Origin of the sequence: Microcoleus sp. D2_18a_B4 (assembly GCF_036702475.1) — a bacterium.
GTDB lineage: Bacteria > Cyanobacteriota > Cyanobacteriia > Cyanobacteriales > Microcoleaceae > Microcoleus.
This window is the reverse complement of sequence record NZ_JAUBTL010000001.1, coordinates 271,431-296,956: the sequence shown is the minus strand read 5'-3', so window position 1 is coordinate 296,956 and position 25,526 is coordinate 271,431. Positions and strand designations below refer to the sequence as shown.

General features: G+C 45.3%; 22 protein-coding genes, 1 rRNA gene and 1 pseudogene. 10 read left to right on the top strand and 14 right to left on the bottom strand.

What is annotated here, in order from left to right; translation table 11 throughout:
- Positions 1–52: 52 nt before the first annotated feature.
- Positions 53–1,552 (bottom strand): 16S ribosomal RNA (locus QUB04_RS01315).
- Between the two features lie 1,193 nt (positions 1,553–2,745).
- Between QUB04_RS01315 and QUB04_RS01310 the strand changes: the two genes are divergently transcribed.
- Positions 2,746–3,531, top strand: coding sequence for a reverse transcriptase domain-containing protein (locus tag QUB04_RS01310; protein ID WP_445251354.1), 786 nt, complete (start codon positions 2,746–2,748; stop codon positions 3,529–3,531).
- Between the two features lie 395 nt (positions 3,532–3,926).
- Here QUB04_RS01310 and QUB04_RS01305 read toward each other — a convergent pair whose 3' ends face one another.
- Positions 3,927–4,109: a hypothetical protein gene (locus QUB04_RS01305; RefSeq protein WP_333280177.1), complete on the bottom strand. Its 183-nt coding sequence runs from the start codon at positions 4,107–4,109 to the stop codon at positions 3,927–3,929.
- On the opposite strand from QUB04_RS01305, the pseudogene QUB04_RS01300 reads away from it, so the two are divergent.
- Both QUB04_RS01300 and QUB04_RS01295 read left to right on the top strand, forming a co-directional pair.
- Positions 4,104–5,784 (top strand): annotated as a pseudogene (locus QUB04_RS01300) (IS1634 family transposase). The gene QUB04_RS01305 and the pseudogene QUB04_RS01300 overlap by 6 nt on opposite strands.
- Before the next feature lie 358 nt (positions 5,785–6,142).
- Entirely contained in the window at positions 6,143–6,466 is a 324-nt protein-coding gene (locus QUB04_RS01295) for a hypothetical protein (RefSeq protein WP_333280175.1), read from the top strand.
- A 198-nt stretch (positions 6,467–6,664) separates the two neighbouring features.
- On the opposite strand, the gene mutS is transcribed toward QUB04_RS01295, so the two are convergent.
- Complete coding sequence (gene mutS, locus QUB04_RS01290; RefSeq protein ID WP_333280173.1) at positions 6,665–9,292, bottom strand: DNA mismatch repair protein MutS; 2,628 nt, start codon at positions 9,290–9,292, stop codon at positions 6,665–6,667.
- Positions 9,293–9,532: 240 nt separating this feature from the next.
- Between mutS and QUB04_RS01285 the strand changes: the two genes are divergently transcribed.
- The 4 genes from QUB04_RS01285 to QUB04_RS01270 all read left to right on the top strand — a co-directional run bounded on the left by QUB04_RS01285 (position 9,533) and on the right by QUB04_RS01270 (position 12,258).
- On the top strand, positions 9,533–9,673 hold the full coding sequence (locus QUB04_RS01285; protein WP_333280171.1) for a hypothetical protein: 141 nt from the start codon (positions 9,533–9,535) through the stop codon (positions 9,671–9,673).
- A gap of 273 nt (positions 9,674–9,946) precedes the next feature.
- Positions 9,947–11,113 (top strand): zinc-dependent alcohol dehydrogenase, encoded by a 1,167-nt coding sequence (locus QUB04_RS01280; protein ID WP_333280169.1) that lies wholly within the window; start codon positions 9,947–9,949, stop codon positions 11,111–11,113.
- A 27-nt stretch (positions 11,114–11,140) separates the two neighbouring features.
- The gene (locus QUB04_RS01275; protein ID WP_333144887.1) at positions 11,141–11,350 is read left to right on the top strand and encodes an acetyltransferase; all 210 of its coding nucleotides are present in this window, start codon (positions 11,141–11,143) and stop codon (positions 11,348–11,350) included.
- 233 nt (positions 11,351–11,583) lie between these two features.
- Positions 11,584–12,258: an HAD family hydrolase gene (locus tag QUB04_RS01270; protein ID WP_333280167.1), complete on the top strand. Its 675-nt coding sequence runs from the start codon at positions 11,584–11,586 to the stop codon at positions 12,256–12,258.
- A gap of 51 nt (positions 12,259–12,309) precedes the next feature.
- On the opposite strand, the gene QUB04_RS01265 is transcribed toward QUB04_RS01270, so the two are convergent.
- The 3 genes from QUB04_RS01265 to QUB04_RS01255 all read right to left on the bottom strand — a co-directional run bounded on the left by QUB04_RS01265 (position 12,310) and on the right by QUB04_RS01255 (position 14,612).
- Positions 12,310–13,458 carry an AAA family ATPase gene (locus QUB04_RS01265; RefSeq protein ID WP_333280165.1) on the bottom strand — a complete coding sequence of 383 codons (1,149 nt, stop codon included), beginning with the start codon at positions 13,456–13,458 and terminating at the stop codon, positions 12,310–12,312.
- A gap of 139 nt (positions 13,459–13,597) precedes the next feature.
- Complete coding sequence (locus QUB04_RS01260; protein ID WP_333280163.1) at positions 13,598–13,762, bottom strand: hypothetical protein; 165 nt, start codon at positions 13,760–13,762, stop codon at positions 13,598–13,600.
- 55 nt (positions 13,763–13,817) lie between these two features.
- On the bottom strand, positions 13,818–14,612 hold the full coding sequence (locus QUB04_RS01255; RefSeq protein ID WP_333280161.1) for an RNA ligase family protein: 795 nt from the start codon (positions 14,610–14,612) through the stop codon (positions 13,818–13,820).
- An 87-nt stretch (positions 14,613–14,699) separates the two neighbouring features.
- Between QUB04_RS01255 and QUB04_RS01250 the strand changes: the two genes are divergently transcribed.
- The 3 genes from QUB04_RS01250 to hpxZ all read left to right on the top strand — a co-directional run bounded on the left by QUB04_RS01250 (position 14,700) and on the right by hpxZ (position 16,843).
- Positions 14,700–15,569 (top strand): prohibitin family protein, encoded by an 870-nt coding sequence (locus tag QUB04_RS01250; protein ID WP_333280159.1) that lies wholly within the window; start codon positions 14,700–14,702, stop codon positions 15,567–15,569.
- 236 nt (positions 15,570–15,805) lie between these two features.
- Positions 15,806–16,225: a peptidylprolyl isomerase gene (locus QUB04_RS01245; protein WP_332982885.1), complete on the top strand. Its 420-nt coding sequence runs from the start codon at positions 15,806–15,808 to the stop codon at positions 16,223–16,225.
- A 231-nt stretch (positions 16,226–16,456) separates the two neighbouring features.
- Positions 16,457–16,843 (top strand): oxalurate catabolism protein HpxZ, encoded by a 387-nt coding sequence (gene hpxZ, locus QUB04_RS01240; protein WP_333280157.1) that lies wholly within the window; start codon positions 16,457–16,459, stop codon positions 16,841–16,843.
- 55 nt (positions 16,844–16,898) lie between these two features.
- On the opposite strand, the gene QUB04_RS01235 is transcribed toward hpxZ, so the two are convergent.
- The 8 genes from QUB04_RS01235 to QUB04_RS01200 all read right to left on the bottom strand — a co-directional run bounded on the left by QUB04_RS01235 (position 16,899) and on the right by QUB04_RS01200 (position 25,493).
- On the bottom strand, positions 16,899–18,038 hold the full coding sequence (locus QUB04_RS01235; protein WP_333280155.1) for a restriction endonuclease: 1,140 nt from the start codon (positions 18,036–18,038) through the stop codon (positions 16,899–16,901).
- A gap of 5 nt (positions 18,039–18,043) precedes the next feature.
- Positions 18,044–18,895 carry an adenine-specific DNA-methyltransferase gene (yhdJ, locus tag QUB04_RS01230; protein WP_333280153.1) on the bottom strand — a complete coding sequence of 284 codons (852 nt, stop codon included), beginning with the start codon at positions 18,893–18,895 and terminating at the stop codon, positions 18,044–18,046.
- Between the two features lie 66 nt (positions 18,896–18,961).
- Positions 18,962–20,086 (bottom strand): THUMP domain-containing protein, encoded by a 1,125-nt coding sequence (locus tag QUB04_RS01225; protein WP_333280151.1) that lies wholly within the window; start codon positions 20,084–20,086, stop codon positions 18,962–18,964.
- Positions 20,087–20,408: 322 nt separating this feature from the next.
- On the bottom strand, positions 20,409–21,755 hold the full coding sequence (locus QUB04_RS01220) for a TldD/PmbA family protein (protein ID WP_333280149.1): 1,347 nt from the start codon (positions 21,753–21,755) through the stop codon (positions 20,409–20,411).
- Positions 21,756–21,814: 59 nt separating this feature from the next.
- Positions 21,815–22,066, bottom strand: a complete 252-nt coding sequence (locus QUB04_RS01215) for a DUF4926 domain-containing protein (protein WP_333144873.1) — start codon at positions 22,064–22,066, stop codon at positions 21,815–21,817.
- Complete coding sequence (locus tag QUB04_RS01210) at positions 22,056–22,397, bottom strand: DUF6883 domain-containing protein (protein WP_333280146.1); 342 nt, start codon at positions 22,395–22,397, stop codon at positions 22,056–22,058. The genes QUB04_RS01215 and QUB04_RS01210 overlap by 11 nt, the downstream gene beginning before the upstream one ends.
- Positions 22,398–22,417: 20 nt before the next feature.
- On the bottom strand, positions 22,418–23,905 hold the full coding sequence (locus tag QUB04_RS01205) for a TldD/PmbA family protein (RefSeq protein WP_333280144.1): 1,488 nt from the start codon (positions 23,903–23,905) through the stop codon (positions 22,418–22,420).
- A 283-nt stretch (positions 23,906–24,188) separates the two neighbouring features.
- Positions 24,189–25,493 carry an aspartate aminotransferase family protein gene (locus tag QUB04_RS01200; protein WP_333280142.1) on the bottom strand — a complete coding sequence of 435 codons (1,305 nt, stop codon included), beginning with the start codon at positions 25,491–25,493 and terminating at the stop codon, positions 24,189–24,191.
- Between the last annotated feature and the right edge of the window lie 33 nt (positions 25,494–25,526).

Genomic DNA, 25,526 nt, shown 5'->3' with positions numbered 1-25,526 from the left:
ACTGACAACGACCTATATTTTAGGTTCGGTCTATTATCAGATGGTCTCCCTAAAAGGAGGTGATCCAGCCACACCTTCCGGTACGGCTACCTTGTTACGACTTCACCCCAGTCATCAGCCCTGCCTTCGGCATCCTCCTCCTTTACAGGTTAGAGTAATGACTTCGGGCGTGGCCAACTTCCATGGTGTGACGGGCGGTGTGTACAAGGCCCGGGAACGGATTCACCGCAGTATGCTGACCTGCGATTACTAGCGATTCCGCCTTCATGCAGGCGAGTTGCAGCCTGCAATCTGAACTGAGGCAGGGTTTACGGGATTAGCTCGCCCTCGCGGGTTGGCTGCCCTCTGTCCCTACCATTGTAGTACGTGTGTAGCCCAGGACGTAAGGGGCATGCTGACTTGACGTCATCCCCACCTTCCTCCGGTTTGTCACCGGCAGTCTGTTTAGAGTGCCCAACTTAATGATGGCAACTAAACACGAGGGTTGCGCTCGTTGCGGGACTTAACCCAACATCTCACGACACGAGCTGACGACAGCCATGCACCACCTGTGTTCGCGCTCCCGAAGGCACTCTTCTGTTTCCAAAAGATTCGCGACATGTCAAGTCCTGGTAAGGTTCTTCGCGTTGCATCGAATTAAACCACATACTCCACCGCTTGTGCGGGCCCCCGTCAATTCCTTTGAGTTTCACACTTGCGTGCGTACTCCCCAGGCGGGATACTTAACGCGTTAGCTACGGCACTGTCCGGGTCGATACAGACAACACCTAGTATCCATCGTTTACGGCTAGGACTACTGGGGTATCTAATCCCATTCGCTCCCCTAGCTTTCGTCCCTGAGTGTCAGTTATGGTCCAGCAGAGCGCCTTCGCCACCGATGTTCTTCCTGATCTCTACGCATTTCACCGCTACACCAGGAATTCCCTCTGCCCCTACCATACTCTAGCTGTTCAGTTTCCACTGCCTTTCCGAAGTTAAGCCCCGGTCTTTGACAGCAGACTTGAACTGCCACCTGCGGACGCTTTACGCCCAATCATTCCGGATAACGCTTGCATCCTCCGTCTTACCGCGGCTGCTGGCACGGAGTTAGCCGATGCTGATTCCTCTGGTACCGTCAGGTTGCTTTCACAACTTTCTTCCCAGAGAAAAGGGGTTTACAACCCAAGAGCCTTCTTCCCCCACGCGGTCTTGCTCCGTCAGGCTTTCGCCCATTGCGGAAAATTCCCCACTGCTGCCTCCCGTAGGAGTCTGGGCCGTGTCTCAGTCCCAGTGTGGCTGATCGTCCTCTCAGACCAGCTACCGATCGTCGCCTTGGTGGGCCTTTACCCCCCCAACTAGCTAATCGGACGCGAGCTCATCTTCAGGCTATAAATATTTTCCCTTGCGGTACATCGGGGCTTAGCAGTCGTTTCCAACTGTTGTCTCCGTCCTGAAGGCAGATTCTCACGCGTTACTCACCCGTCCGCCACTAAGTATTTCTACTCCGTTCGACTTGCATGTGTTAAGCAGACCGCCAGCGTTCATCCTGAGCCAGGATCAAACTCTCCGTGTTGGATTGTTTTTTTTGGCTTGAGTCAAGTTCTTTCTACTCAGCACAAAGGCTGGCTTTTTTTCCCTTGACTTTTTTCTCGTTGTTTGCGATATTGAGTTCAGCTCTCGCTTTTACTCTCAATCTTGATTTTTTTGACGAGGTTAATAGTGCTTTAAGCTTTCAAACTATTCTTTTTTCTAGGTTCAGTTTTTGACCTTTAGTTCGCGGTTGTTTGAACCGCTTCCCTTCTGGCGCTTTATTAATGTATCAACTCTACCAAGAGTTGTCAAGCGTTTTGTGAAAATATTTTTGACTTTTTTTTGAACCTATACACAGTAAGGGTTTCGACACTTATGGCCGGCTCCGGTATCCCTTGGCTGACTCCTCTTTTAACTATGGGGTCTTTTTTTTGGCCAAAATACGGCTTTGGGGCGGACTATCTCCCCCGCATGGATAGAAGAAGTGCGATTCGTTGAAACGTGAATCACGGTGAAAGCCCGTACATAGCGTTTCCAGCCACAAGGCTGAACTCTCGGTCTGATAAGGGTGTAAGTCCCTTCTGCCAGACTCAGGTATGACTCCCTATCTGCCCACACCGACCAAGCTCGATTCTTGGAGAGTGAAGCTGGGAACAGGACGCAATCAGGTGCGACTCGTTCTAGAACAAATACATAACTCTAGGTGAGAACGTCAAGGCAGAACCTTGAAAATCTCATAACTGGTTTACGGATGAAGGTGCAAGTCCTTCACTGTAAGGGATACAGTTACTCCCTATCTGCCCACAATGACCGAACTCGGAATTTCGGAGGTTGAAGCTGGGGACAGGGCGCAATCTAGAGCCTAAGCAGATACGGCACACTGGCGCTAATGGAGAGACAGCATGGTTAAAAATGACCTCAAAAAGCGTCTTACGTCCAATCGGTAATCTGAAATAAAAATACCGACTTCACATCCTAATCTCGCGGCAATGTCTGATTGTTAGCCGTTATCCCATGAGATGGATGTAGGCGAATTGGTCAAACCTAAACTGTCAAACAATCTGTAAACCGGAACGAGGAAAAACGGACTAAGGGTCAAGGGGATGTCGAACCCCGACGTAGGCTGGACGAGCAGCGGAACTCCCTGAGTTCGGGTAGGACAGACCGTAATTGGTCGCTCGGTGTTCAGAAAACATGAACTGGAGTAGAGAATGATTAGACACAGCAATAACGCTAGTGAATCCTGGAGAACGTTGCCGTGACTTATTCCGCCGTGACTTATTCCGCCTACAAAAGCGAGTGTTCAAAGCTATTCGAGAGGGCGACAGGCGGAGAGCAGCTTCACTTCAGAAGCTGATTCTTAAATCCACCGCAGCGAGGCTAAGGGCAATACGCCAAGTCACGCAGCTCAATGCTGGAAAAAAGACTGCCGGAATTGATGGTAAGGCTTCCCTCTCATTCGAGGATAGATTCGCTTTGAGTGAACAACTCAAACAATCAGTTAACAATTGGAAGCACTCAAAACTACGAGAGATACCCATCCCTAAGAAAGATGGTAAGACTCGTATTCTGAAAGTCCCCACCATTGCGGACAGAGCATGGCAATGCCTTGTTAAATACGCACTGGAACCAGCACACGAGGCAACTTTCCATGCGAGGAGTTATGGATTTAGGGCAGGCAGATCGGCACACGACGCGCAGAAATATCTGTTCGACAATCTGAATTCCAGAGTAAATGGGATAGAAAAGCGGGTCATAGAACTCGATATCGAAAAGTGCTTCGACAGGATAAGCCACAAATCAATTATGGAACGGCTCATTGCCCCAACGGGTATAAAGCTCGGAATCTTCCGATGCCTCAAAGCAGGAGTCAACCCAGAATTCCCCGAACAGGGTACACCTCAAGGGGGTGTGGTGAGTCCCCTACTTGCCAACATTGCGTTGAATGGGATAGAGGACATACACCCATCAGTTCGTTATGCGGACGACATGGTTAGCGCGACACGATGTCGCATGTTGTGAGTGAGGAGGTGACTTCTCTAGGTTAGTGTCCAAACCTATCCTCAATCTCCAAGGGCATCACTGGTAACGGTGGGGTCTTTTGCAAGGAGGTAACGTCTAAGGAGCGTCCAAGCCATTTGGACAAACCGGGCAAGAGGAAGACTGAATGGGTGAACGCAAGTGAATCTCTGATGAGGCTGCGTGACGTCTGGTCATCGAAATATGGCTGATACGGTGATGAAGCCCACATTCCGCACCCTCAACTGGCACACACACAGTTGGGGTGGGAAGGAAGAGTCGATGGGTCGGTGAGATTTGAGTAATAAATACTCAGAAAGCCGTGTGACGATCGCGATTTGTGGTCAATTTTGAAAAATACAGCCGACGGAAGTGCTTCTGTGAAAGATCGTTGGAGATTAAGTGCGCGCCACAACAACCAACCTGTGTCGCTCGAAAGCTTGGTAAAACGATTCAGGATGAAAATGTGCGATCGTGTAAATGAACAACAAAAACCAGTCGTCCCCTGTGCAGCGCTGGGGATAAAAATAGTCTAAACTCAGGTAGCAAACAACTCGCTCGAACTCAAGAAGCCCGTGCATCAAGCAACTGAGATAACCGTCTCTAACCTCGACCATCTTGGTCTGATAGCAGGTCTAGTTGATGAAATAGGAATTGTCCAAAAAATCAACGAGTTAATAGGGGAACAACCGGGTGAGATTGTCAGTCCGGGTCAGGCAGTCAAAGCGATGATTATCAATGGGTTAGGGCACGTTTGGGCTCCATTATACTTATTTCCCAAATTTTTTGAAGGCAAAGCAATCGAACATTTAATGGGTGAAGGTATTCAAGCATCACACCTTAACGAATACCGCTTAGGTAGAGTATTAGACAAGCTATATTTAGTAGGAAGGAGCCAAATATTTACTACTATCGCCGCTTCCGCAGCTCAAAAATTTGAGATCGATACAGGGACAGCCCATTTAGATTCAAGTTCCTTTCACCTGCATGGCAAATACGAATCAGAGCTAGCATCTGTATCTGTTATCGAGTCAGAAACGGCACTCGATCGCGGAGATCGCGATTCCACTAAACCTGTGTCATCGGCCGTGCCAATTAAGATTACCTACGGCTACTCCCGCGACCACAGGCCCGACTTAAAACAATTCATTTTAGATTTAATTTGTAGTAGGGATGGAGATGTACCACTATTTTTACGGGTGCGTTCGGGAAATGAATCAGATCGTGCCGTATTCACATCAATTTGTCAGGAGTTTAAACAACAGTTAAATCTGGACAGTTTAATGGTTGCTTCGGGTGCATTATATTGAGCCCCAAATTTCTCCATTTTAACCAATTTAAGATGATTAACTCGCGTACCGTTGAGCCTAAAACAAGCGCAGCAACTGGTATTTCAGTTAAATGAAACAGAATTTAACTCTAGTTCTGTGACGGGATATACTTGGTCAGAACACAAAAGTAATTATGGTGGAATTACACAAAGATGGTTAGTAGTAGAGAGCAGTTTACGTCGTGATGCCGACCCACGTAAATTAGAAAAAAAACTCAAAAAAGCTGAAATTGAGGGTCAGAAAAAGTTGCGAGAGTTGTCAAATATTGAATTTGCTTGTGACACCGATGCCTTGTCAGCAGCCCGTCGTTTATCTACAGAAGTAAAATATCATAATTTCACCCAAATTAGTAGCAGACAATCGACAGCAAAATCCGATGCTAATTCGACCATATCTGACATTTATAGCTCTAAGTTAATATTTAAAGTTCAAGCACAACTAGAATTAGATGAAGCGTGCGGTAGCCAAGGCAACAAAAGCTAGTGGTAGATTTATCTTAGCTACTAATGTGCTGGAGGCATCACAATTAAATCCTGATGAAATGATTGTAAAATTTAAGGAACAGCAGTCGGCAGAGAGAGGGTTTGGGTTTTTGAAAGACCCCTTATTTTTTACGGATAGCGTGTTTCTAAAGTCGCCGGAAAGAATCGAGGCTTTAACTTTGATAATGGGTTTGTGTTTGTTGGTTTATACTTTAGGTCAAAGGTTACTCCGGCAAAACTTGCAACTCACTAATAAAACCATAAAAAATCAGTTGGGTAAAGGAACCAATCGACCTACTTTGCGCTCGATATTCAAAATTATTCAATCGATTCATGCCGTTTTTATTCAAGTAATTCAACAAGTTTCTAAGTTGACATCCGAACGGTTAGCTATCTTAAATTTGTTGCCAGTCACCTGTCGGTTTTATTATTTATTGTTGTGAAATGAAGTCGATTATTGATTGGTAAAACTGACTTACATTTAAATAATTGTTGATTCAGCAGTGATGTATTATTGTCATAATGCAGGCGATATGCTGGAAATTAATAGTTGTTAATGGTCTGATTTTTGACGTTTTATGGGTTAAGAAGATTTAATTTATGCCCTCACGTCAATTTTTAGGAATTCCTAACTGGGTGATGATCTCGTTGCATAGATTTTTGGGTGTTTTTACTCACGCTCTATCTCAGATGATTCACTTTTTCCCCCTCAATCCGCCGGTAGTGCCAGTTGGGGGTGCGGAATGTGGGTTGTAATTCTCGCCTTTACTTTTTACACAAGTCTATCATATCTTTAAAAAAATGGTATTAGATATTATCGATCGCCTAACGGCTGCTGGCAATTTACAAGCCAATTTAATGAACCGAGGAGATGCAATTGAAGCATTAAAAATTACTAGAGGAAGTTTAGTCTGTGCTTTGAAAACAGAGAGAATTCTCAGGGAAAATCAGCAATTTATCGGTCGCCGTTACGAGTTATTTGCTAATATTGAAAGTAATTTGGCTGCTTTGATGGCGGTGGATGTGAGCGATCGGGCGACTGAATACGGGCGGTTGCTGAATGAGGCTTTGGAAATTGGGATGAGCGTACACAAAGAGGTAAGAAAGTTACAAAATGGGCGTTAGAGTTGCTGGAGAGTTCGTGGTTTATAGTAAAAATAGTAACTTCTATATTGCACCATGCTCAAGAACAGGCAAGATGCCTGTTCCACAAAGAGTGAATTTTCTTGTGGGAGTAGGTTTGGGCATCCTGCCCGCCCCTGAAACGCTTATTGAAAATGGTGCAATATAGAAGTTACTACAATTTTTTTGCCACCGGAAATTTCAATCCTCAAAAATATCCAACTGTTCGCCCTCCGACTCTTTTTTACCATTTTTTTTAACACCTTTCCGCAGCCCGATCGCAATTTTGCTATGTTTCTCAATCTGCTTCATCACCTGTCTCGCCCTGTCAATCACCGACGGCGGTAAACCAGCTAATCTGCCCGCTTCAATTCCGTAAGATTTGTCAGCACCTCCCGGCTGAACTTGGTGCAAAAATACGATTTGATCCGGCAATTCTTTCACTGTCACCTGATAATTTGCGACATTATCCAAAATAGAAGCTAACTCATTCAATTCGTGATAGTGAGTCGCAAAAATTGTCCGCGCCCGAATCTCGCTTGCTAAATATTCTGCCACAGACCAAGCAATCGACAGTCCGTCAAAGGTTGCCGTTCCCCTGCCAATTTCATCTAGTAAAACCAATGATTGCGGCGTCGCGTGATTGAGAATATTTGCAGTTTCGTTCATTTCCACCATAAAGGTAGATTGACCGGTTGCCAAATCATCTACTGCGCCGACGCGGGTAAAAATGCGATCGCAAATTCCCAAACTCGCAGCTTTCGCCGGCACAAAACTGCCCATCTGCGCCATTAACTGGATCAAACCCACCTGCCGCAAATAACAACTCTTGCCGCTAGCATTCGGCCCGGTTAAAATAATTAAATCTGGGCGGTTTAGCGATTCTTCCCGACCCAAAAAAGCAGAATTAGGTACAAAAAATCCCGGCGGCAAAGACTTTTCCACCACCGGATGACAACCTTCAATAATTTTAATTTCCCGACTTTCTGTCATAGTCGGGCGGCAGTAATTCTGGTAAACTGCTACTTCTGCCAAACCGCACAAAACATCTGCCGCCGCCACGGCGCGGGAAACGTTGCGAATAATTTCGGCGTGTTCTCCTACCTCCGATCGCACTTTAGCAAAAATATCGTATTCCAATTGATTTAAATCTTCCCGCGCTGTCAGAATTCGGACTTCTCTTTCTTTTAATTCTTCAGTGCTATAACGTTCTTCATTGGTGAGAGTTTGCTTGCGGGTGTAGTCCTTCGGCACTTGGTCTACTTTCGATTTGGTAATGCTGATGTAATAGCCAAAAGCTTTATTGTAGCCTACTTTTAAATTAGAAATTCCCGTGCGTTTTCTCTCGGTTGCTTCTAAATTTGCAATCCATTCTTGGTCGGCTGATGCAGTGTGGCGCATTTCATCTAGCATGGGATTGATTCCCGATCGAATCAAACCTCCTTCTTTTAAATGAATCGGCGGTTCGTCAACTAAATGAGCGTGAATTTTACTTGCTAATTCTTCTAAAAGTGGCGGTACATTTTGCAGCGCTTTCAAATAGGGCGAGCGCCCTTGGGCTGCGATCGAAGCTAATTCCGGCAGTTTCGAGAGAGAATCAGCTAAAGCGACCAAATCCCGCGCGCTAGCGGTTCCCGAACCGGCGCGGCCTGTCAGTCTTTCGATGTCGTAAATTTGGCGCAGCAACTGCTGCAAATCTTGGCGCAGACCGTTATTTTCTACTAATTCTTGAATCGTGTCGTGTCGGGCGCAAATGCCTTTAATGTTGAGCAAAGGTTGCAGCACCCAGCGGCGCAAAGCGCGGCCTCCCATTGCGGTGCTGGTTTTGTCTATAGCCCACAGCAGCGAACCGTGAAAAACCCCATCTCTCACTGTTTGAGTAATTTCGAGATTGCGGCGGGTTTGGTAGTCGAGTATGAGAAAATCGGTGAGAGTGTAAGTGTGTAGTCTTTGCAAAGAAACTGCTTTTTCCTTTTGAGTTTCTTCGAGATATTGCAGCAAACCGCCGGCGGCACGCACTGCGAGGGAAAGGTGGCCGCATCCCATACCTTCAAGCGATCGCACTTTGAACTTTTGCAGGATTCTCTGTTTTGCTTCGGACAAAGTAAACGGAATTTGCGATCGCAAAGAATAGCAAAACGAATTCGGCAAACAATCGGGCAAATGCTCGGATTTCTCTCCGGGCCTCAACATAGTCACCAAATCCGGCGCATTAGTCGGTACCAAGACTTCCGAAGGCTGCAAGCGCAGCAATTCTAGGGTTAATTGTTCTAAACTGTCTGCTTGGGTAGTGACGAATTCTCCCGTAGAAATATCTGTATAAGCCAATCCCCAATGTTCCCCAGCGATGACGACTGCTGCTAAAAAATTATTTTGTCTGGGTTTGAGCATTCCGTCATCAGTCAGAGTTCCGGGAGTGAGAATGCGGGTAATTTCTCGCTTGACTTGGCGGCCTTCTTTCGCAGCTATCGAGGCATCTTCTACTTGGTCGCAAACTACTACAGCATAGCCTTTTTCTACTAACATTGATGTGTAGCGGTCGAGTGCGTGGTGCGGCACTCCTGTCATCGGCACTCTGCCAATTTCTTTGCCGCTTTCTTTGCTAGTACAAACAAGTTCTAATTCCTGCGAAATAGTAACTGCATCTTGGAAAAAACACTCAAAAAAATCTCCGACTCGAAACAATAAAAGTGCGTGGGGATACTGTTCTTTCACTTCCACATACCGCTGCATCATCGGCGTCAGCTTGGTGAATTCTAGTAGGCGGTGGTCGGCATTGCGGATGTTGGGTTGATGGGGGTCTGTTGGGGTAGATGCAGTGTAAGGCATAAAAGGCGATCGATAAATTTTAATCTTTAACAACTTTAGCGCAAGCTCGGCTTTTAGCTCTAACTAATATACAATATTTGACGATTAATCCTCCTTAAGCAGGGTGCGTGATTCTCAATATTGGGGAACAGTGTTGAGCTATACAAAAGTCACGCACCCTACTTAATAATCGATAAACCCGCTTTTAGTTGAGAAGTTTTAGGTCGCTACTTATCTAATGTGAGTGAGGACACCGCTTTAGTGAGATTAAGCGCGAAAATTTTATTAATTGTGAGAGGGGAGCGATCGGCGATCGACAAAAACAATCTCATCCATCTCGCTGTTAGCTGTTATGGCAGAAGGAAGAAGCAAGAAGGAAGAAGGAAGGATTTCAGCAATTAAGAACGTCCTAACCGTCGGGCGTGGTTGCTATAAATGTTGGTGGTTAACAGAACAAGGTGAAATCTCCCGCACTTTAGTTGGAGGATAAACTTTACATTTTTGTTATTGAAAACAGCCGGAAGATAGATTTATAAATTATACCTCGGATAGAGAGAGAATATATTTTATATGCTTAAAATTAAAACATCCAAGCAGGTAATTTATCGGCGTAGTAAATTTAAGATTTAGAATCAAAAATCTGCTAGCTAGTAGTTAACTAGAGGAAAAAAAATAATGAAAGCTCTTTGCTGGCACGGAGCAAATGATGTGCGAGTTGATAATGTACCAGACCCAACAATTATCAACCCGCGCGATGCGATAGTTAAAATCACGTCTACAGCAATCTGCGGCTCAGATTTGCACCTCTACAACGGCTTGATCCCGACAATGCAATCGGGCGACATCATGGGCCACGAATTCATGGGGGAAGTAGTCGAACTCGGCAGCGAAGTCAAGAACTTAAAAAAGGGCGATCGCATTGTCATTCCTTTTACTATTTCTTGCGGCAGTTGCTTCTTTTGCAACCGCGATTTGTGGTCGCTGTGCGACAACTCCAACCCCAATGCAGGATTGGCTGAAAAAATCTACGGCCATTCGCCGGCTGGACTGTTTGGCTTCTCCCATTTAACGGGCGGCTATGCAGGAGGTCAAGCAGAATACGCGCGGGTTCCGTTTGCAGATGTCGGCCCTTTAAAAATTCCCGACGGACTTTCGGACGAACAAGTATTGTTCCTCACCGATATCTTTCCTACGGGTTACATGGCGGCCGAAAACTGTGACATTCAGCCGGGGGATACGGTAGCCGTTTGGGGATGCGGCCCAGTCGGACAATTTGCGATCAGAAGCGCGTTTATGCTGGGGGCCGATCGAGTAATTGCGATCGACCGCGTACCGGAACGCTTGCAAATGGCGGCTGCGGCCAAAGCTGAAATCATCAACTACGAAGAAATGGACGCTGGGGAAGCCGTCACCGAAATGACGGGGGGACGCGGGCCCGACTCCTGCATCGACGCGGTGGGGATGGAAGCCCACGGCACCGGTCTCGACGCTTTGTACGACAAAGCTAAGCAAGCCGTGCGGTTGGAGAGCGATCGACCCACTGCCCTGCGACAAGTGATAGTAGCTTGCCGCAAAGGCGGCACAGTCTCAATTCCCGGCGTTTACGGCGGCTTTGTTGACAAAGTGCCCCTAGGTGCAGCTTTCAACAAAGGCTTGACCCTGAAAATGGGACAAACGCACGTTCACCGCTATTTGCGGCCTTTGCTCGATCGCGTTCAAAAAGGCGAAATTGACCCGTCATTCGTAATTACGCACCGAATGAAATTGGATGAAGCGCCCCACGCCTACGAGATTTTCCTAAACAAAAAAGACAACTGCATCAAAGTTGTCCTCAAACCCTAACTCGCATTCAATTGACAAGGAGAAACTATGCTTTTACAAGAAAAAGAATCAGGCGACTTGATTGAAATCCTCGATGTAGATGCTTTAATCAGCCCTACAAAAAATGAAGTGCCGGGAAAAAATCAAGCTGGTCAAGAAGAGCAAGAGACAGCAACTTTTCCAAAAAGTAATTTAGTCTTTCCTTCCGGTGAAACTTTGCCGCGCTGTTGGACTGAGGAAAATTATCAAACTCATTGATTCTTCTGATTCTTCCCATCCCCTTTAACAAGGGGGGAGGGGAAGCTAGGGGTAGGAACAGGGCACATAGGTGTCAATTTAACCCGAAAAATCGCTCTGAGACTGAAGTCCCTGTCTAAAGGTTCGTAGTGGGGACTTCCGTATCCGATTGACTAATTAAATAATTGTGGACTAAAGTTTTTACTACCAAATAGTTTTTTGGAATAAGTCTAATAACTAACAACAAATAAGTTATGCAATTGCAAGCAGTAATTCTCGACATTGACGGTACTCTGACGCTCAGCAATGACGCCCACGCTCAAGCTTGGGTAGAGGCATTTGCGGCTTACGGCTACGAGGTGCCGTTCGAGAAAGTTCGCCCGCTAATTGGCATGGGAGGCGACAAAGTTATACCCCAAATGGTATCAGGACTTTCCGACGAAGCAGGCGACGGGAAAAAGATTGCACAGCGGCGCAAAGAACTGATTATTAACCGCTTTAGTCCCGAACTTTCTCCAACCCCCGGTTCGCGCGATTTGCTGTTAAAAATGCAGCAAGAAGGATTGCGGCTAATTATTGCTACTTCAGCTACCACCGAAGAACTTTCCGGTTTGCTGAAAGCTGCACAAGTTGACGATTTATTGGATCAAGCGCAAGCGGCGACATCGAGTGATGCGGAAGCTTCTAAACCGGAACCGGATATTGTGGAAGCTGCTTTGAGCAAATTGCAGATGGAAGCGAGTCAGACTGTGATGTTAGCTGATACTCCTTACGATATCGAAGCTGCGGGCAAGTGTGGGGTGCCAGTAATTGCTTTTCGGTGCGGAGGTTTCGATGATGCTTCGCTGGCAAATGCTGCGGCAATTTACGATCACCCTGCTGATTTGTTGGCGCATTATGACGATTCTATTTTAGGGAAAAAAAATTAGTAGCGCGTTGAAGTAAGATGGCTAACTGCGGGGAATCGCCCCTAAAGTAACCTAATCGGTTACGATCCGATCGACTTGATGCGCTTCTGTGATGTCTGGAATATCCAGCCGCGCAGCTAATTTGCGAATGACTGCTTCCGGTACTGTTGCTGTGCGCGATCGATTCCGCTGCAATATTTCTTCTAGAGGTACTTCTAAATAAACAATGCGAATGCGCGCTTGGTAAGCAGCAAAAAAATTAATTAATTGCTGCCGCATTTGTTTAGTGGTATTCGTGGCGTTCCACACAAAAGAACGCCCCTCATTCATGTATTCGCGCGCTCTTTGTTTGGCGGCTGTCACCACATTTCCTGGGGTTTCGTCGGGAGGGACATTCATCTCTTTTCGCAGTGCATCCAGCGAGATTACTGGCAAATTTGGGAGATTTTTCCGAATCCAATAATCTTTACCGCTTGCGGGCAAGCCAGACATCAAAATTACTTCGCATTTAGTGTCGTCAAATGCTTCGTAATCCGGGTTTCCATTCTCTTTGCGGAAGTAGATAAATCGGCTGTGTGCTGAGGGGAATTGTCGGGGAGAATCCAAACAATTATTTTCTTGACAAAACTCCCGAAATAGTTGTATTTTATCGAGTAATTCTTGTTTGTCGGCGCAGTGGCGGCCGCGCACGTCTGCTTCGGCTAAAAGTGCGAGGAAATCGCAGCGGACAACTTGACTAACTTTAATTACAGACTGCTGCGGGTTGGCTTTGTCGATCAGCCAGATGGGTAAACTGCCGAATTGGACGATCGCCACCACTGTTTCGCGAATCTCAAACTGCACGGGCGGCTCGAATTGAGATAAAATTTGTCTGACCATTCTCGCACCTTGGCGGGCGTGACCTTTTGAGCTAATTCTGCCGTCGGCTTCTATTTTTGTAAAGGCTGGTTTGGCGACATCGTGCAGCAAAGCGGCGGCAAAAAGTATCGATCGTTCTTTTTCGGGAAGTTGCCGCCAATTCGGGGAAGATATTAATGCTTCGCAGACCATTCTGGTATGAATTAAAACGTCTCCTTCAGCGTGATAAATCGGGTCTTGCTGACAGCCTTTTAAGTTTTGAATCCAATCGAAATGATTTTGAATGCTGTCCCAATCCAGAAACCAATCGGGCGGTTCGGGACAAAAGGGAAAAGTCCAAGGCGGCGCTAACAGTGTATTCATAACTTTACTTGTTGGATTTGACTGAAGAACTCATCAGTCCTATGGAAGAGGACTTTAGCTTTGAGTCAGGGGTTTAAACCCCTGCCGGACTTCGGGAAAGAGCGTGGAAAGTTGACGCCAAGGGTCGGCATTTCTTACTTTACTCACATCTTGCACCATTCTCAATTACTTGTTTAGGAACAGGCTTTTCGGCCTGTTCCACAATAAAACTCATTCTTTGTGGAACGGGCCGGAGAGCCCGTTCTTGACAATGGTGCAAGATATTAGGAACAGGCTTTTCGGCCTGTTCCACAATAAAACTCATTCTTTGTGGAACGGGCCGGAGAGCCCGTTCTTGACAAATGGTGCAAGATATCTCTTTACAAACTAAAATTAAATAAATCTGCACCTGGACGCAGAATATTGGGTACAATTGGGCGATTGAGCCAATGTCCGTCGGCGTTTTTAATCGCTGTTAAAAAACTGGCACGCACGTATTTGTAACGCGCCTTGACAATTCCGTCTTCCTCTACTTTAATATACAAACCTTCCATAATATCGCTCTTGTCAGTCTCTTTCAAGCATCGTTCTTCATCTAATCCCAATTCCCCGCAGTACAAACGCAAGCTTTCCAAATGTCCCGGTTGAATAAAATTAGATTTTCCCATAAACTGCATCATGTGCTTGGGCGATTTCAGCACTCCAGAAAACAGCACGGGAACCGACACTAACGGCAGTCCTGTTAACAACTTCTGGCGGGATTCTGTACTCAAAAATTGACTGGTTTCTAAGTCCAGCACGTCGTATTCCATAAAATAGTGCGGCAAAAAATCATAAAAAACAGTGTGTTTCGCATAAAGCCATTCGCCGTAAAGAATGTAGCGATTTCCCAGCACTTCTCCCAGGGCTCCGCTGAGACTGAAAGCCCACTGTTTGAATAAGTTAAAATGTTTTTCCCTCGGCCCGCCGGTGAGATAGTGGCCGCGACTTTGCAGCAGCATTTGTCCATCTGGTGCGAAGCTGATGCCTGTATTAGCGCCGTCTACCTTTTCTTCAATCACTGTCGGGCGATCGATCACAGCGCTAAATGGCACGCTGTCGAGGTCTTCATCACCCGGTTGGAAACGCGAACCTTCGATGTGATAAGTTCGAGGATATTTAACAATTTTGACCATCAGCCAATCCCTTTGAGATTTGAGACTTTAGAGGCGACCCAATCTATTTAACCATTATAATGGAATTATCACAAAGGAGCGTGTAAGTTGAAAACTCAAAATTTCCAAAGCATATCATCAGCAATCGCTGGGATTCTCTTAGTAGGCGCGCTACTCATCGGCTTAAACTCTTTTGTCGTCATCAATCCAGGTGAAGCAGGGGTGGTTAGCGTTTTAGGAAAAGCCACAGATGGAGCATTGTTAGAGGGGTTTCATCTCAGACCCCCGTTGATCTCCAAGGTAGATGTGTACGATGTAACAGTGCAAAAGTTTGAAGTTCCCGCCCAGAGTGCTACTAAAGACCTTCAGGATTTAAATGCCAGTTTTGCGATCAACTTTCGCCTCGATCCTGCGAGAATAGTTGATGTCCGAAGGACTCAAGGAACTTTGGAGAATATAGTCTCAAAAATTATTGCTCCTCAGACGCAAGAAGCATTTAAAACAGCGGCTGCACTGAGAACCGCCGAACAATCTATTACTCAAAGAAGTGAACTGAAGCGAGACTTTGATACTGCCTTAAAAGAAAGGCTATCAAAGTATGATGTAATCGTGCTCGATACGAGCGTTGTTAACATTCGATTCTCCACAGATTTTGCGAAAGCGGTTGAGGAGAAACAGGTTGCTGAACAGCGGGCGCAAAGGGCTGTTTATGTGGCTCAGGAAGCAGAACAGCAGGCTCAAGCTGACATTAACCGCGCTCAAGGTAGGGCTGAAGCTCAAAGACTTTTGGCTGAAACTTTGAAGGCTCAGGGCGGCGATTTAGTGCTGCAAAAAGAGGCGATCGAAGCTTGGAGAAGCGGCGGCGCTCAGATGCCAAAAGTGCTGGTGATGGGCAGCGGTTCGAGTCGGGTTCCTTTCATTTTTAATATGAACGATATTCAGGAAGAACCCGATCGCCCGCAAGTGACCAACGATTAAAATATGGCTGAGGGTAACAAACCCGGTGTCTGGGAAAATATGGGCTTTGCTAACCAGAAATCTCGGAATAAACCGGGTTTCCTCAGAAAGCGCACATAAGTCTTATGAGAGTTGCCGGAATATGCTACACTTCTGAAAGCCACAATATAACGACAGTTTGAAACCTGTCGTTATAAAAGCGAAGTCCGCAATTAACACGCAGGCAACACACTCATTTTAGGAAGCAAGGAAAAATCATGACCCGCGCTATAATGGAAACCGACAAAGGCACAATCAATTTGGAATTGTTTGATGCGGATGCGCCTAACACAGTGAAGAATTTTGTTGACTTGGCCGAAAAAGGTTTTTACGATGGATTGGCTTTTCACCGAGTCATTCCTAACTTTATGATTCAAGGTGGCTGTCCAAAAGGCAATGGAACGGGCGGCCCCGGCTACAAAATCAAGTGTGAAATCAACTCGAACAAACATTTGGCAGGAACTTTATCGATGGCTCACGCAGGTAAAGATACGGGTGGTAGCCAATTCTTTATTTGCCATTCTCCCCAGTCTCATCTAGATGGAGTTCACACAACTTTTGGCAAAACTGAGGATATGTCTGTCGTCAATGCTATCCGCCAAGGTGACAAGATTATTTCGCTCAAAATTGAGCATTAATTTTCTCTAATTAGTTGCGTTTGTAGTAAGGACTTTAGTCCTTATTGCAAACAAAACTTGTGAAAGTTAAGAGTTTTAAAATCTACAATTTATGACCAATAATTTCTTGATGGTACCCGCCACGTGATTTATCCGTGGAATCAATCCCAAATCCAAAATCCTTGCATCCCCAAGCCCCCGGATTTATCCGTGGTGTCAATCTAAAATCTAAAATCTAAAATCTAAAATCGAATGACTGTTATAAATGATTCTGCTGTGGTGGCTGAGTTAACTGAACTATATTTAAAATACGAAAAAGCTCTTTGTACGAATGATATTGAAACTCTCGATAATTTGTTCTGGGATGCGCCGGAAGTTGTGCGGTTTGGGGTGACGGAGAACCTGTACGGGAGCGATGAGGTGAGGGCTTTTCGCAAAGGGCGATCGCCTGTAAATGTCGATCGAGAAATCTTCAACCTCAAAGTCGTGACTTTCGATGCAGACACGGCGGCTGTGACGCTGGAATTCCGCCGTGCGATCGATGGAGTAGTGCGGCTGGGGCGGCAGAGTCAGATGTGGCGCAAGTTTCCTCAAGGGTGGAAGATTGTTTCCGCTCACGTTTCTTTTTTGCCGGTGTAGATGTTAAAGGTAAGGAAACAATAATTGTCTAAAGCAGGCGAACTTTATGACTGAATCATTCATCCTCTAGAGCAACGTCTAATAATTCAATTTCCCGACTTTCTTCCTGATCTTCATAATTAAATTCTAATCGGCTCTGCTTAATAATTTCGCTCAATATATTGCTTAAGTACCCTTTGGCAACAGCTTGTTCAAATCTTTCTATCATAATAGGAACATTTATTATTTCTTCTATACATTCCATGTACTGAGATACTATAGCATTTATTGAATACAGCTTTCGAGCTTGTGCTTCAATCTTTGATTTAATTTCACTATCTGAATCTAAAGATTTAACTACAAATGTTATCGGATACCTTTCAATTTTATCAATGTCTAGGAAATATTTATTTACATCTACAGTTTCAGTCACCTGAAAAAAACGTCCTAGGGGTTTCATTACAAAGTCAATTCCCCCATCATTAGCATTTGTCCTACCTGTTTTAAACAGCTTTAAATTTTCTTGCTGGAGGCTGTCTAGTGCATAACCCCAATAAATAACTCGGTCATTGTAGTAGTATTTTAATATACTGTAGCTGACAATCTCGAAAAATCGAGCATCTACATTTGGCGCTACCATTTGTTTTATAAATTCTCTGACTTGAACCTCTGTCAATCTTTGAGCATCTTTACAAGTTTGAATAAACTTTTCAAAGCTATCTCTCTTAGCTTCAACGTAAGCATCAATTATGTGGATTACTGTTTCTGCTATATTGTGTTCATTCTCATTGATTTTGACTTTTAATAAATTTTGGTTAAACCAATACCTGTTATTTTTCCTCAAAATTGGGATGAACTCACAAGTGGGAAAATATCCTTCAAATTCTTCATTCATCCTATGGTTCAAGCCATGATTTTGAAGCTTTTGCCCGAATGGTAATTCACGCTGTCTCTTAAAAAGATTCGTATAAACTGCACCTTCATAATCTGAATACATTCCTATCTGATGAAATTTTTTCACCAAATAATCTTCAACTAAAACATAGATTGCGTATAAGTTGGCAAAACTTCCTCTTGATTTTGAGCCTTTATTTGAAGATTTAGTCTTGATATTCAAATATAAAATTAGCTGGCTTTCACGCAAGATTTGATACCCAACTTCGCCAAACTTATCCTCTAAAATTGTCTTAATTATTTTTGTAAATTCATGTTCCATTTTTATTAGAGTTGTAAGTTTAGCGTTAGCTGCTGTGGCGAAACTTCACCGGAGTTGACTTCAGACATGAGAGCCTCTTCACTCTCATCCGGGGTAATTTGCAACCTCCGCAATCCTATTTGTAGATACTTTTCTTGTAATTCTATACCGATTGATTTTCTGTTAAGCTGCTTGGCAACAAATGATGTTGTAAAAGTTCCCGAAAATATATCTAGTACAACGTCGCCCTCATTACTACTGGCTTTGATAATTCTTTCTAACAACGATGTTGGTTTTTGGGTAGGATGTTCCTCATACTCAGGCATACGATATCTCACTCTCGGAAACTCCCACACATTACCTGGAACTTTTTTAGAATTATATACTGATGGTGTAGCCTTGCGGTAGTCAATTAGTTTTCTAACAGCTCCGGTTTTCGCCTCTACCAGAATATCTGAGGAATTAAATGTATAATTTCGTTTGTCCTTGACGCAATATAAAATTGGTTCGTAAAGAGAGCCGTAAAATTTTTTTGATTGTACGCCCGAACTGTCATAATACCACACTATTCGAGAAAGGATTGTTAAGCGATCGCGCAAATATAAATCAAAGTAGGGCATACTTTGAGTAGACGCCATCACATACAAACTGCCGTTATGCTTGAGCTTATTAACACATAAATTTAACCAATTATAACTCCATTCTAAATAATCGCTTTCAAATTCCCACTTGTCTTTAAAACCATTGAAATCTTTGCCAATATTATAGGGAGGATCGGCAAAAATTAAATCTATTGAGTTGTCTTGGATTTCAGTGCCAAGCACTTCTAACACATCTCCTAAGATGAGTTTGTGGCCGTCAATATCAAAGATTTTCATTTAGCATAGCCTCTTCCAATTAATATTGGCTCTTGTCAAGTGTAGTCAGATATGTTCTATAAATATTTAATACAGTTCATATTTGAGCAAAGTACACGGAATCGAGCCATTGAAAACAGGAATTCGCCGCGATGTCCTGAGTCCCACCTTTTTACCCAACTCCTTATTTCCCGTCAAAATAAACGCATTCCAACCTTTAAAACGATGCTTGAAAATATCGCCCAACATCTTGTACAAATCTCCCAATTCGCTAGCATCCCCCAGGCGCTCTCCGTAGGGAGGATTGCAAATGAGAACGCCTCTGTCTGCGGGGGCTTCCAACTGAGATAACTCGGTTTGAGCAAACTGAATCTTACCGGAAATACCAGCTTGCTGCGCGTTCGTGCGAGCTTGAGTTAACATATCGGAATCGCGATCGCACCCTGCAATCACCTCTTTAAGTTCCGGTAACTCACTATTTTCCGCTTCCGCCCACAATTTATCCCACAAAGGTTCGTCAAAATCCCGCCAACTCATAAATCCAAACTTTTCTCGAAACAATCCCGGTGCAATATTCAATCCCTTTAACGTCGCTTCCAAAGGCAAAGTTCCAGAACCGCACATCGGGTCTAAAAACGGCAAATCTGGCGTCCATTCTGCCATCTCCAACAAAGCCGCAGCTAGGGTTTCTTTGAGGGGAGCAAGCCCCATCGCCGGTCGATATCCCCGGCGGTGCAAACTGCCGCCAGAACTGTCTAAACTTAAAATAGCTCTATCTTGATGAATGTGAAGGTTAATTAGCAAATCGGGATGCTCTACATCAACATTAGAACGCTTGTTAAATTGCAGGCGCTGTTGGTCGGCGATCGCATTTTTGACCTGCAAAGCTGTAAAGTGAGTGTGGTTCAACTTTTCGTTGCCGCCGGTGCAGTTTACTGCTAAAGTATTTTCGGGGTATAAGTATTCGTCCCAAGGGATTTTCTGCACTTCGCGGTAGAGCATATCCGAGTTGTAACACCGGAATTCGGCGATCGGCATTAGCACTCGAAAAATAGTTCTCGACCACAGATTGACGCGGTACAATAAAGTGCGATCGCCCGCAAAGTAAACCCCAGTAAAATCTGGCTTGACATCCTGAGCCCCTAAACGTTCTAATTCTTGGGCGGCAATTGTTTCTAAACCGCGCGCAACAGTAGCAAAATATTGATTCATTGATAATTGGGAATTGGGAATTGGGAATTGGGCATTGTTACTAACAACAGACACCAGACTGATGACTATAATAGCTGGTTTTAATCCTAACTCTCACAATAAATACTCTACCTTTACGATAAATCACTCGCATTAATCTGGGTGGGGGCGGGTTTGAGAGATTGTTCTTTGTTGGCTGTAATTGTTTGTGAAACCCGCCCCTACAGATTGTGAGAAATGTCCAAGTCACAAACTGTCAGTGGGGGCGGGTTTGAGAGATTGTTGTTTGTTGGCTGTAATTGTTTGTGAAACCCGCCCCTACAGATTGTGAGAAATGTGCAACTCACAAACTGTCAGTAATACTCGTGAAATTAAAAGCTTTCACGCGCACTCCGGGGACGACACTACCGCCGTAACGCTTCACTGCACTAACTGCATCCACATCGCGCAACATATCAGGTAAAACTTGATTGAAACGCAGGTTTTTAATCGGGTAAGCTATCTTGCCATCCTCAATCCAAAAAGTACCGTCGCGAGTCATTCCCGTTACTTCCAATGTTTTCGGATTAACGTAGCGCACGTACCAAGATCGACTGACAAAAATTCCTCGCTCGGTTTGAGCAATTAAATCTGCTAAACTTTGGTCGGAACCTGTCATTACGATCGGGTAATAAGCACCTTTTGCCTCTTTGCCTTTTTGTGCGGCCCAGTAGCGGGAATAAGACAAACTTTGAGGCACGCCATCTTTGATGATTTCCAAATAGTTATTGCTCAATCCGTCGCCGAAAAAAGTATTCGATCGCAGCAAAGGATGAGCCGGATCGCGCTGCACTTGCACTAACGGGCTGAAAAGTTGTTCCCCCGCGCGGTTTCCCGCTGGTTTTCCCTCTGCATCGGCGATCGACATAAACGATCGCCCCTCATCCGCCGCCCTCGCATCCAGCCCCCAAATCACCCACGGTAGCAAGCCCGCAAAAGCAGCGCCGTCAAAGATTACAGGATAAACGCCGGGAGTGACTTCGCGCGGGTTGCGCGATGCGATCGCCCGATCGAGCACTTGTTCTGCTAATTCGGCGATCGGCAATTCGTTGATACTCCAAGCAGTGCTCTTCGCCCAACTAGAACCGTCTTCAACGCGAGCAGTAAAGCTGAAATCCGCATCTGTAGACTGGTTGCAGGCACGGAGTCCGGTTGACGAGGCGATCGCGTACAGCGACGCATCAGTGCTCAAAGTGCCCGAACCATGAGCGCCCCCCTGGGAGGATCTGGCGCACGCTTGCTGCACCATTTCGGCCCGCGCTAGAGGCGATACAGTTGCCGTTGCTGCGTCGAATGCGGGCGATCGCAAATCGTAGGTTTGAGGCGGCAGCAGCGGCATCCATTCGGGGTCTGCCGGCGCAATTCTGGCTAATTCTTCCGATCGCTTGACTGCGGAGGCGATCGCATCTTCATCAAATTCTGTAACAGCAGCAGAGGCGCTTTTGTTACCGAAATAGCTAGTAATGCTCAGGCTAAATACAGTTTTGCTGATATTTTGGCTGATTTGATTTTCCGAGAATCTCGAAAGAGATTCCTCGCCAGTAGAGAGACTGACAAATACTTCCTCTGCTTTGGAGAGTTTGACTGCTTTTTCTACTAAAGATAAGGCTTGGTCTTCACTTAAAAGTGCGGGCGATGTTGTTACGAGCATAAGCTAAAGTCCCGGAAGATTTGTTGTATTTGAAAATACGTTTAGCCGCAATACTACGGTTAACTCGCCTGTACTAAAGAGCGTACTGCTAACACTTCATCTGCTCGCAGAGGTTCCACATCTGAAGGAGAAACAGCCACAACTAAAATCGATTCTCCTAAAGCATTAAATATTTCTAGAACGCAGCCATCATCTTCGCCTTCCCTTGGATGAGGTACGCGATCGACTAGCATGGCTACATCACCTTTTTTGAGCTGATATAGCGGCATATCCCGACACAATGCTACACGCTGGTAAAGTTCAAGTTTCACGTCGAGACTCCTTTTTGGGTTTGAGAGTAATAAAATGAAAACTTCCGTCAATTTGCCACTGCAACCAAATTGTAACAACTGCTAAATTACGTCCATTAGCCCCTGGCAACTCACCTTCGGCGCGAAAGAACTTTCCGAATTCATTAGCACCATTTTCTACTGCCTCAGCCGACGCTATCAAAAACTGGATGGCTGCTAACAAAGCTTCTGGGTTATCTTGACTAAAACCCCCTTGAGCGAGAAATTTTGACTTGTCATCTTGTGCTTTGGCAACAAGTAAATAGCGCGTCAACTTTGCTTCGGGTATGATAGCATCCGCTGGAATTTTCACATTAAAAACCTACAATCTAATTAAGAATTTCCCCCAATTTGAATATCTCTCACTCGCACCGGCACACAAGCGTGAGTCATCTGAGCAACCTGCATCGGTTCACCTTTGCCGCACATATTCGTGCCGCACTGAACCAGCTCCGACGCCGGTCCGATCGCATCTATTTGATTCCAGAAATCAGTAGTCATCGCCTGATAAGTTACATCCTTCAACATACCGACAACTTTACCTTTTTCCACTTTCCAAAAAGCATCGCCGCCGAATTGAAAATTGCGCCGCTGCTGGTCGATCGAATAACTACCCATACCGTCGATTAAAATCCCGTCTTCCGTATCAGCAATCATCTCTGCCAAAGTAGCAGTATGGCTGCCGCCATCCGGGCCAGGCTCCAATCCCAAATTGGGAATTCTCACCATCGGCACGCTAGACCAACTGTCAGCGTAAGCAGAACCGTTGCTGCTACCGCGTCCGAGGCGATAAGCCGTCTCTCTGTCAGTGAGATAATCAACTAAAATTCCATCCTTGACAACGTACCACTCTTGTGATTTTACGCCCTCATCATCGTAACCCATTGTACCGCGGCCACCTGGTTGAGTGCGATCGCACTTAAAATTCACCCAAGGTGCAGCGTATTGCAGTTTATTTAACTTATCAGTAGTAGCAAAGCTCGTGCCAGCAAAATTAGATTCGTAGCCGTAAACCCTGTCTAATTCAGTTGGATGCCCGACTGATTCGTGGATGGTCAAATACAAATTTGTCGGCTTAAGAATCAGGGATTTGCAAATACCAGCAGGGATTTTGGGAGCGCGGACTTTCTCAATAGCTTCGGCGGCAACTCTTTCGACTTGACTCAACAAATCATCGGGATTAATATGTTCGTAACCGATATTCAGCGGCGGGCGTTCGTAACTGCGACTTTGGGCATCTCCGCCCGCAATTGCCGTACAGTCAAAACCCGGATAGCTGCGGTAGATTGTTTGTTCGATTAGCGAGCCTTCTGTAGAAGCAAAAACCTTGTCTTCGCGGCTGGACTGCAAAAAAGAAGAAGCTTTTTTGATGCCTTGTGCGCCGTGTGCTAGCAGCTTCTCGTTGATAGTTAGCAACAGTTCAGCTTTGTCAGCAACGGGTACAGAAAAAGGGTCAATGGTGATGGGAGTAATGTAGGTATCGACATATTTTTCGACAGGCACTAACCGCACCGGTTCCTTCTGAGTTAAGCGGCTGCCTTTCGCGATTTCTACAGCCAAAGCGACTATTCTTGCCACCTCTGCGGGTGTTTTGCTGTGACTGGCGGCAAACCCCCAAGCACCGTCTAGAAGCACTCGCACGCCAAAACCGGAACTTACATTATCTGACAGTTGACTTAAAGAGCGATCGCGCGCGTAAAGATTCTGCCTTCGATAACTGCAAAAACGCACATCACCGTACTCGCAACCTGTTTTCCGAATCAAATCTACAGCCAAATTTGCTAACTCGTTAGCAGAGATTTTTGCAGTTAATTGCACCATAGTTATTCGTCATTCGTCGTTAGTTGTCAATTATTATAACATATTTGAATAAACCGCGAAGACGCGAAGGACGCGAAGGAAGGAAAGAGAGAGGTCTTTCTCATATCGTTTACGGTTGTTTCGGAATGATTAAACCGCAGAGACCGCAGAGACCGCAGAGGAAGAAAAGAGAGAGATAAATAATTCCGATACCAACGAATTTGAGGTCATTTCTAAGTAGAGTTATTACCTAAAAACATCTTCTTCTTTCTCTTCCTTCGCGTCCTTCGCGGTTCGTTACATCCTACTCCATTTCCTGCAAAACGCCAGTCAAAATTTCCACAAGGCGATCGATATGTTCCTTCTCAATAATCAGCGGTGGCGACAAAGCAATAATATCACCAGTAGTCCGAATTAGCAACCCTTTTTCATAGCACTGCAAGAAACAATCAAAAGCCCGTTTCCCCGGCTTCCCAGCAATAGATTCCAACTCAATACCCGCCACCAGTCCCAGATTCCGAACATCAATTACGTGCCGCACCCCCTTCAAAGAATGCACCGCATCTTCCCAGTAACCAGCCATCTTATCGGCTCGTTCAAATAGCCTTTCTTCCTCATAAATATCCAGCGTCGCCAAAGCAGCCGCACAAGCTACAGGATGACCAGAATAAGTATAACCGTGAAAAAGCTCGATCGCATTTTCAGGAGCATTCATAAAAGCATCATAAATGCCTTCTTTCACAAACACCGCCCCCATCGGCACCGTACCGTTAGTTATCCCTTTCGCCGCCGTCACAATATCGGGAACCACCCCAAAATATTCCGTTGCAAAACTAGAGCCTAGTCGCCCGAATCCGGTAATTACCTCATCAAAAATCAGCAGAATTCCGTACTTGTCGCAAATCGCCCGCAGCCGCTCTAAATAACCTTTCGGCGGAATCAAAACACCTGTAGAACCAGCCACCGGTTCCACAATTACCGCTGCAATATTAGACGAATCGTGCAAAGCGACAATCCGCTCCAATTCATCCGCCAAATGCGCTCCCCATTCCGGTTGTTTGCGGCTAAAAGCATTGTGTTCGAGATTGTGAGTGTGAGGCAAATGATCGACTCCCGTCAGCAAACTGCCAAAAAACTTGCGGTTTGTACCGATACCGCCGACAGAAATTCCCCCAAAACCAACGCCGTGATAGCCGCGTTCCCTACCGATTAATCGTTGGCGAGTTCCTTCACCTTTTACCCGGTGATAAGCAATCGCAATTTTTAAAGCAGTTTCTACAGATTCCGAACCCGAATTAGTAAAGAAAACGCGATCGAAATTGCCCGGAATCATCTTTACCAAACGTTCCGCTAATTCAAAAGCACCCGGATGTCCCATCTGAAAAGCCGGGGAGTAATCCAAACGCAAAACCTGCTGTTTAACTGCTTCGGCAATTGTCTCGCGGGCGTGTCCTGCATTTACGCACCACAGCCCCGCAGTACCATCCAAAATTGAGCGGTTATCATCGCTTGTAAAGTGCATATCTTTTGCCGAAACCAATATTCGCGGATTCGCTTTAAATTGTCGGTTGGCAGTGAATGGCATCCAGTAAGCGTCCATATTTGTCATGTTTTTTTATCCTTTTATATTGATGCTTCTGCA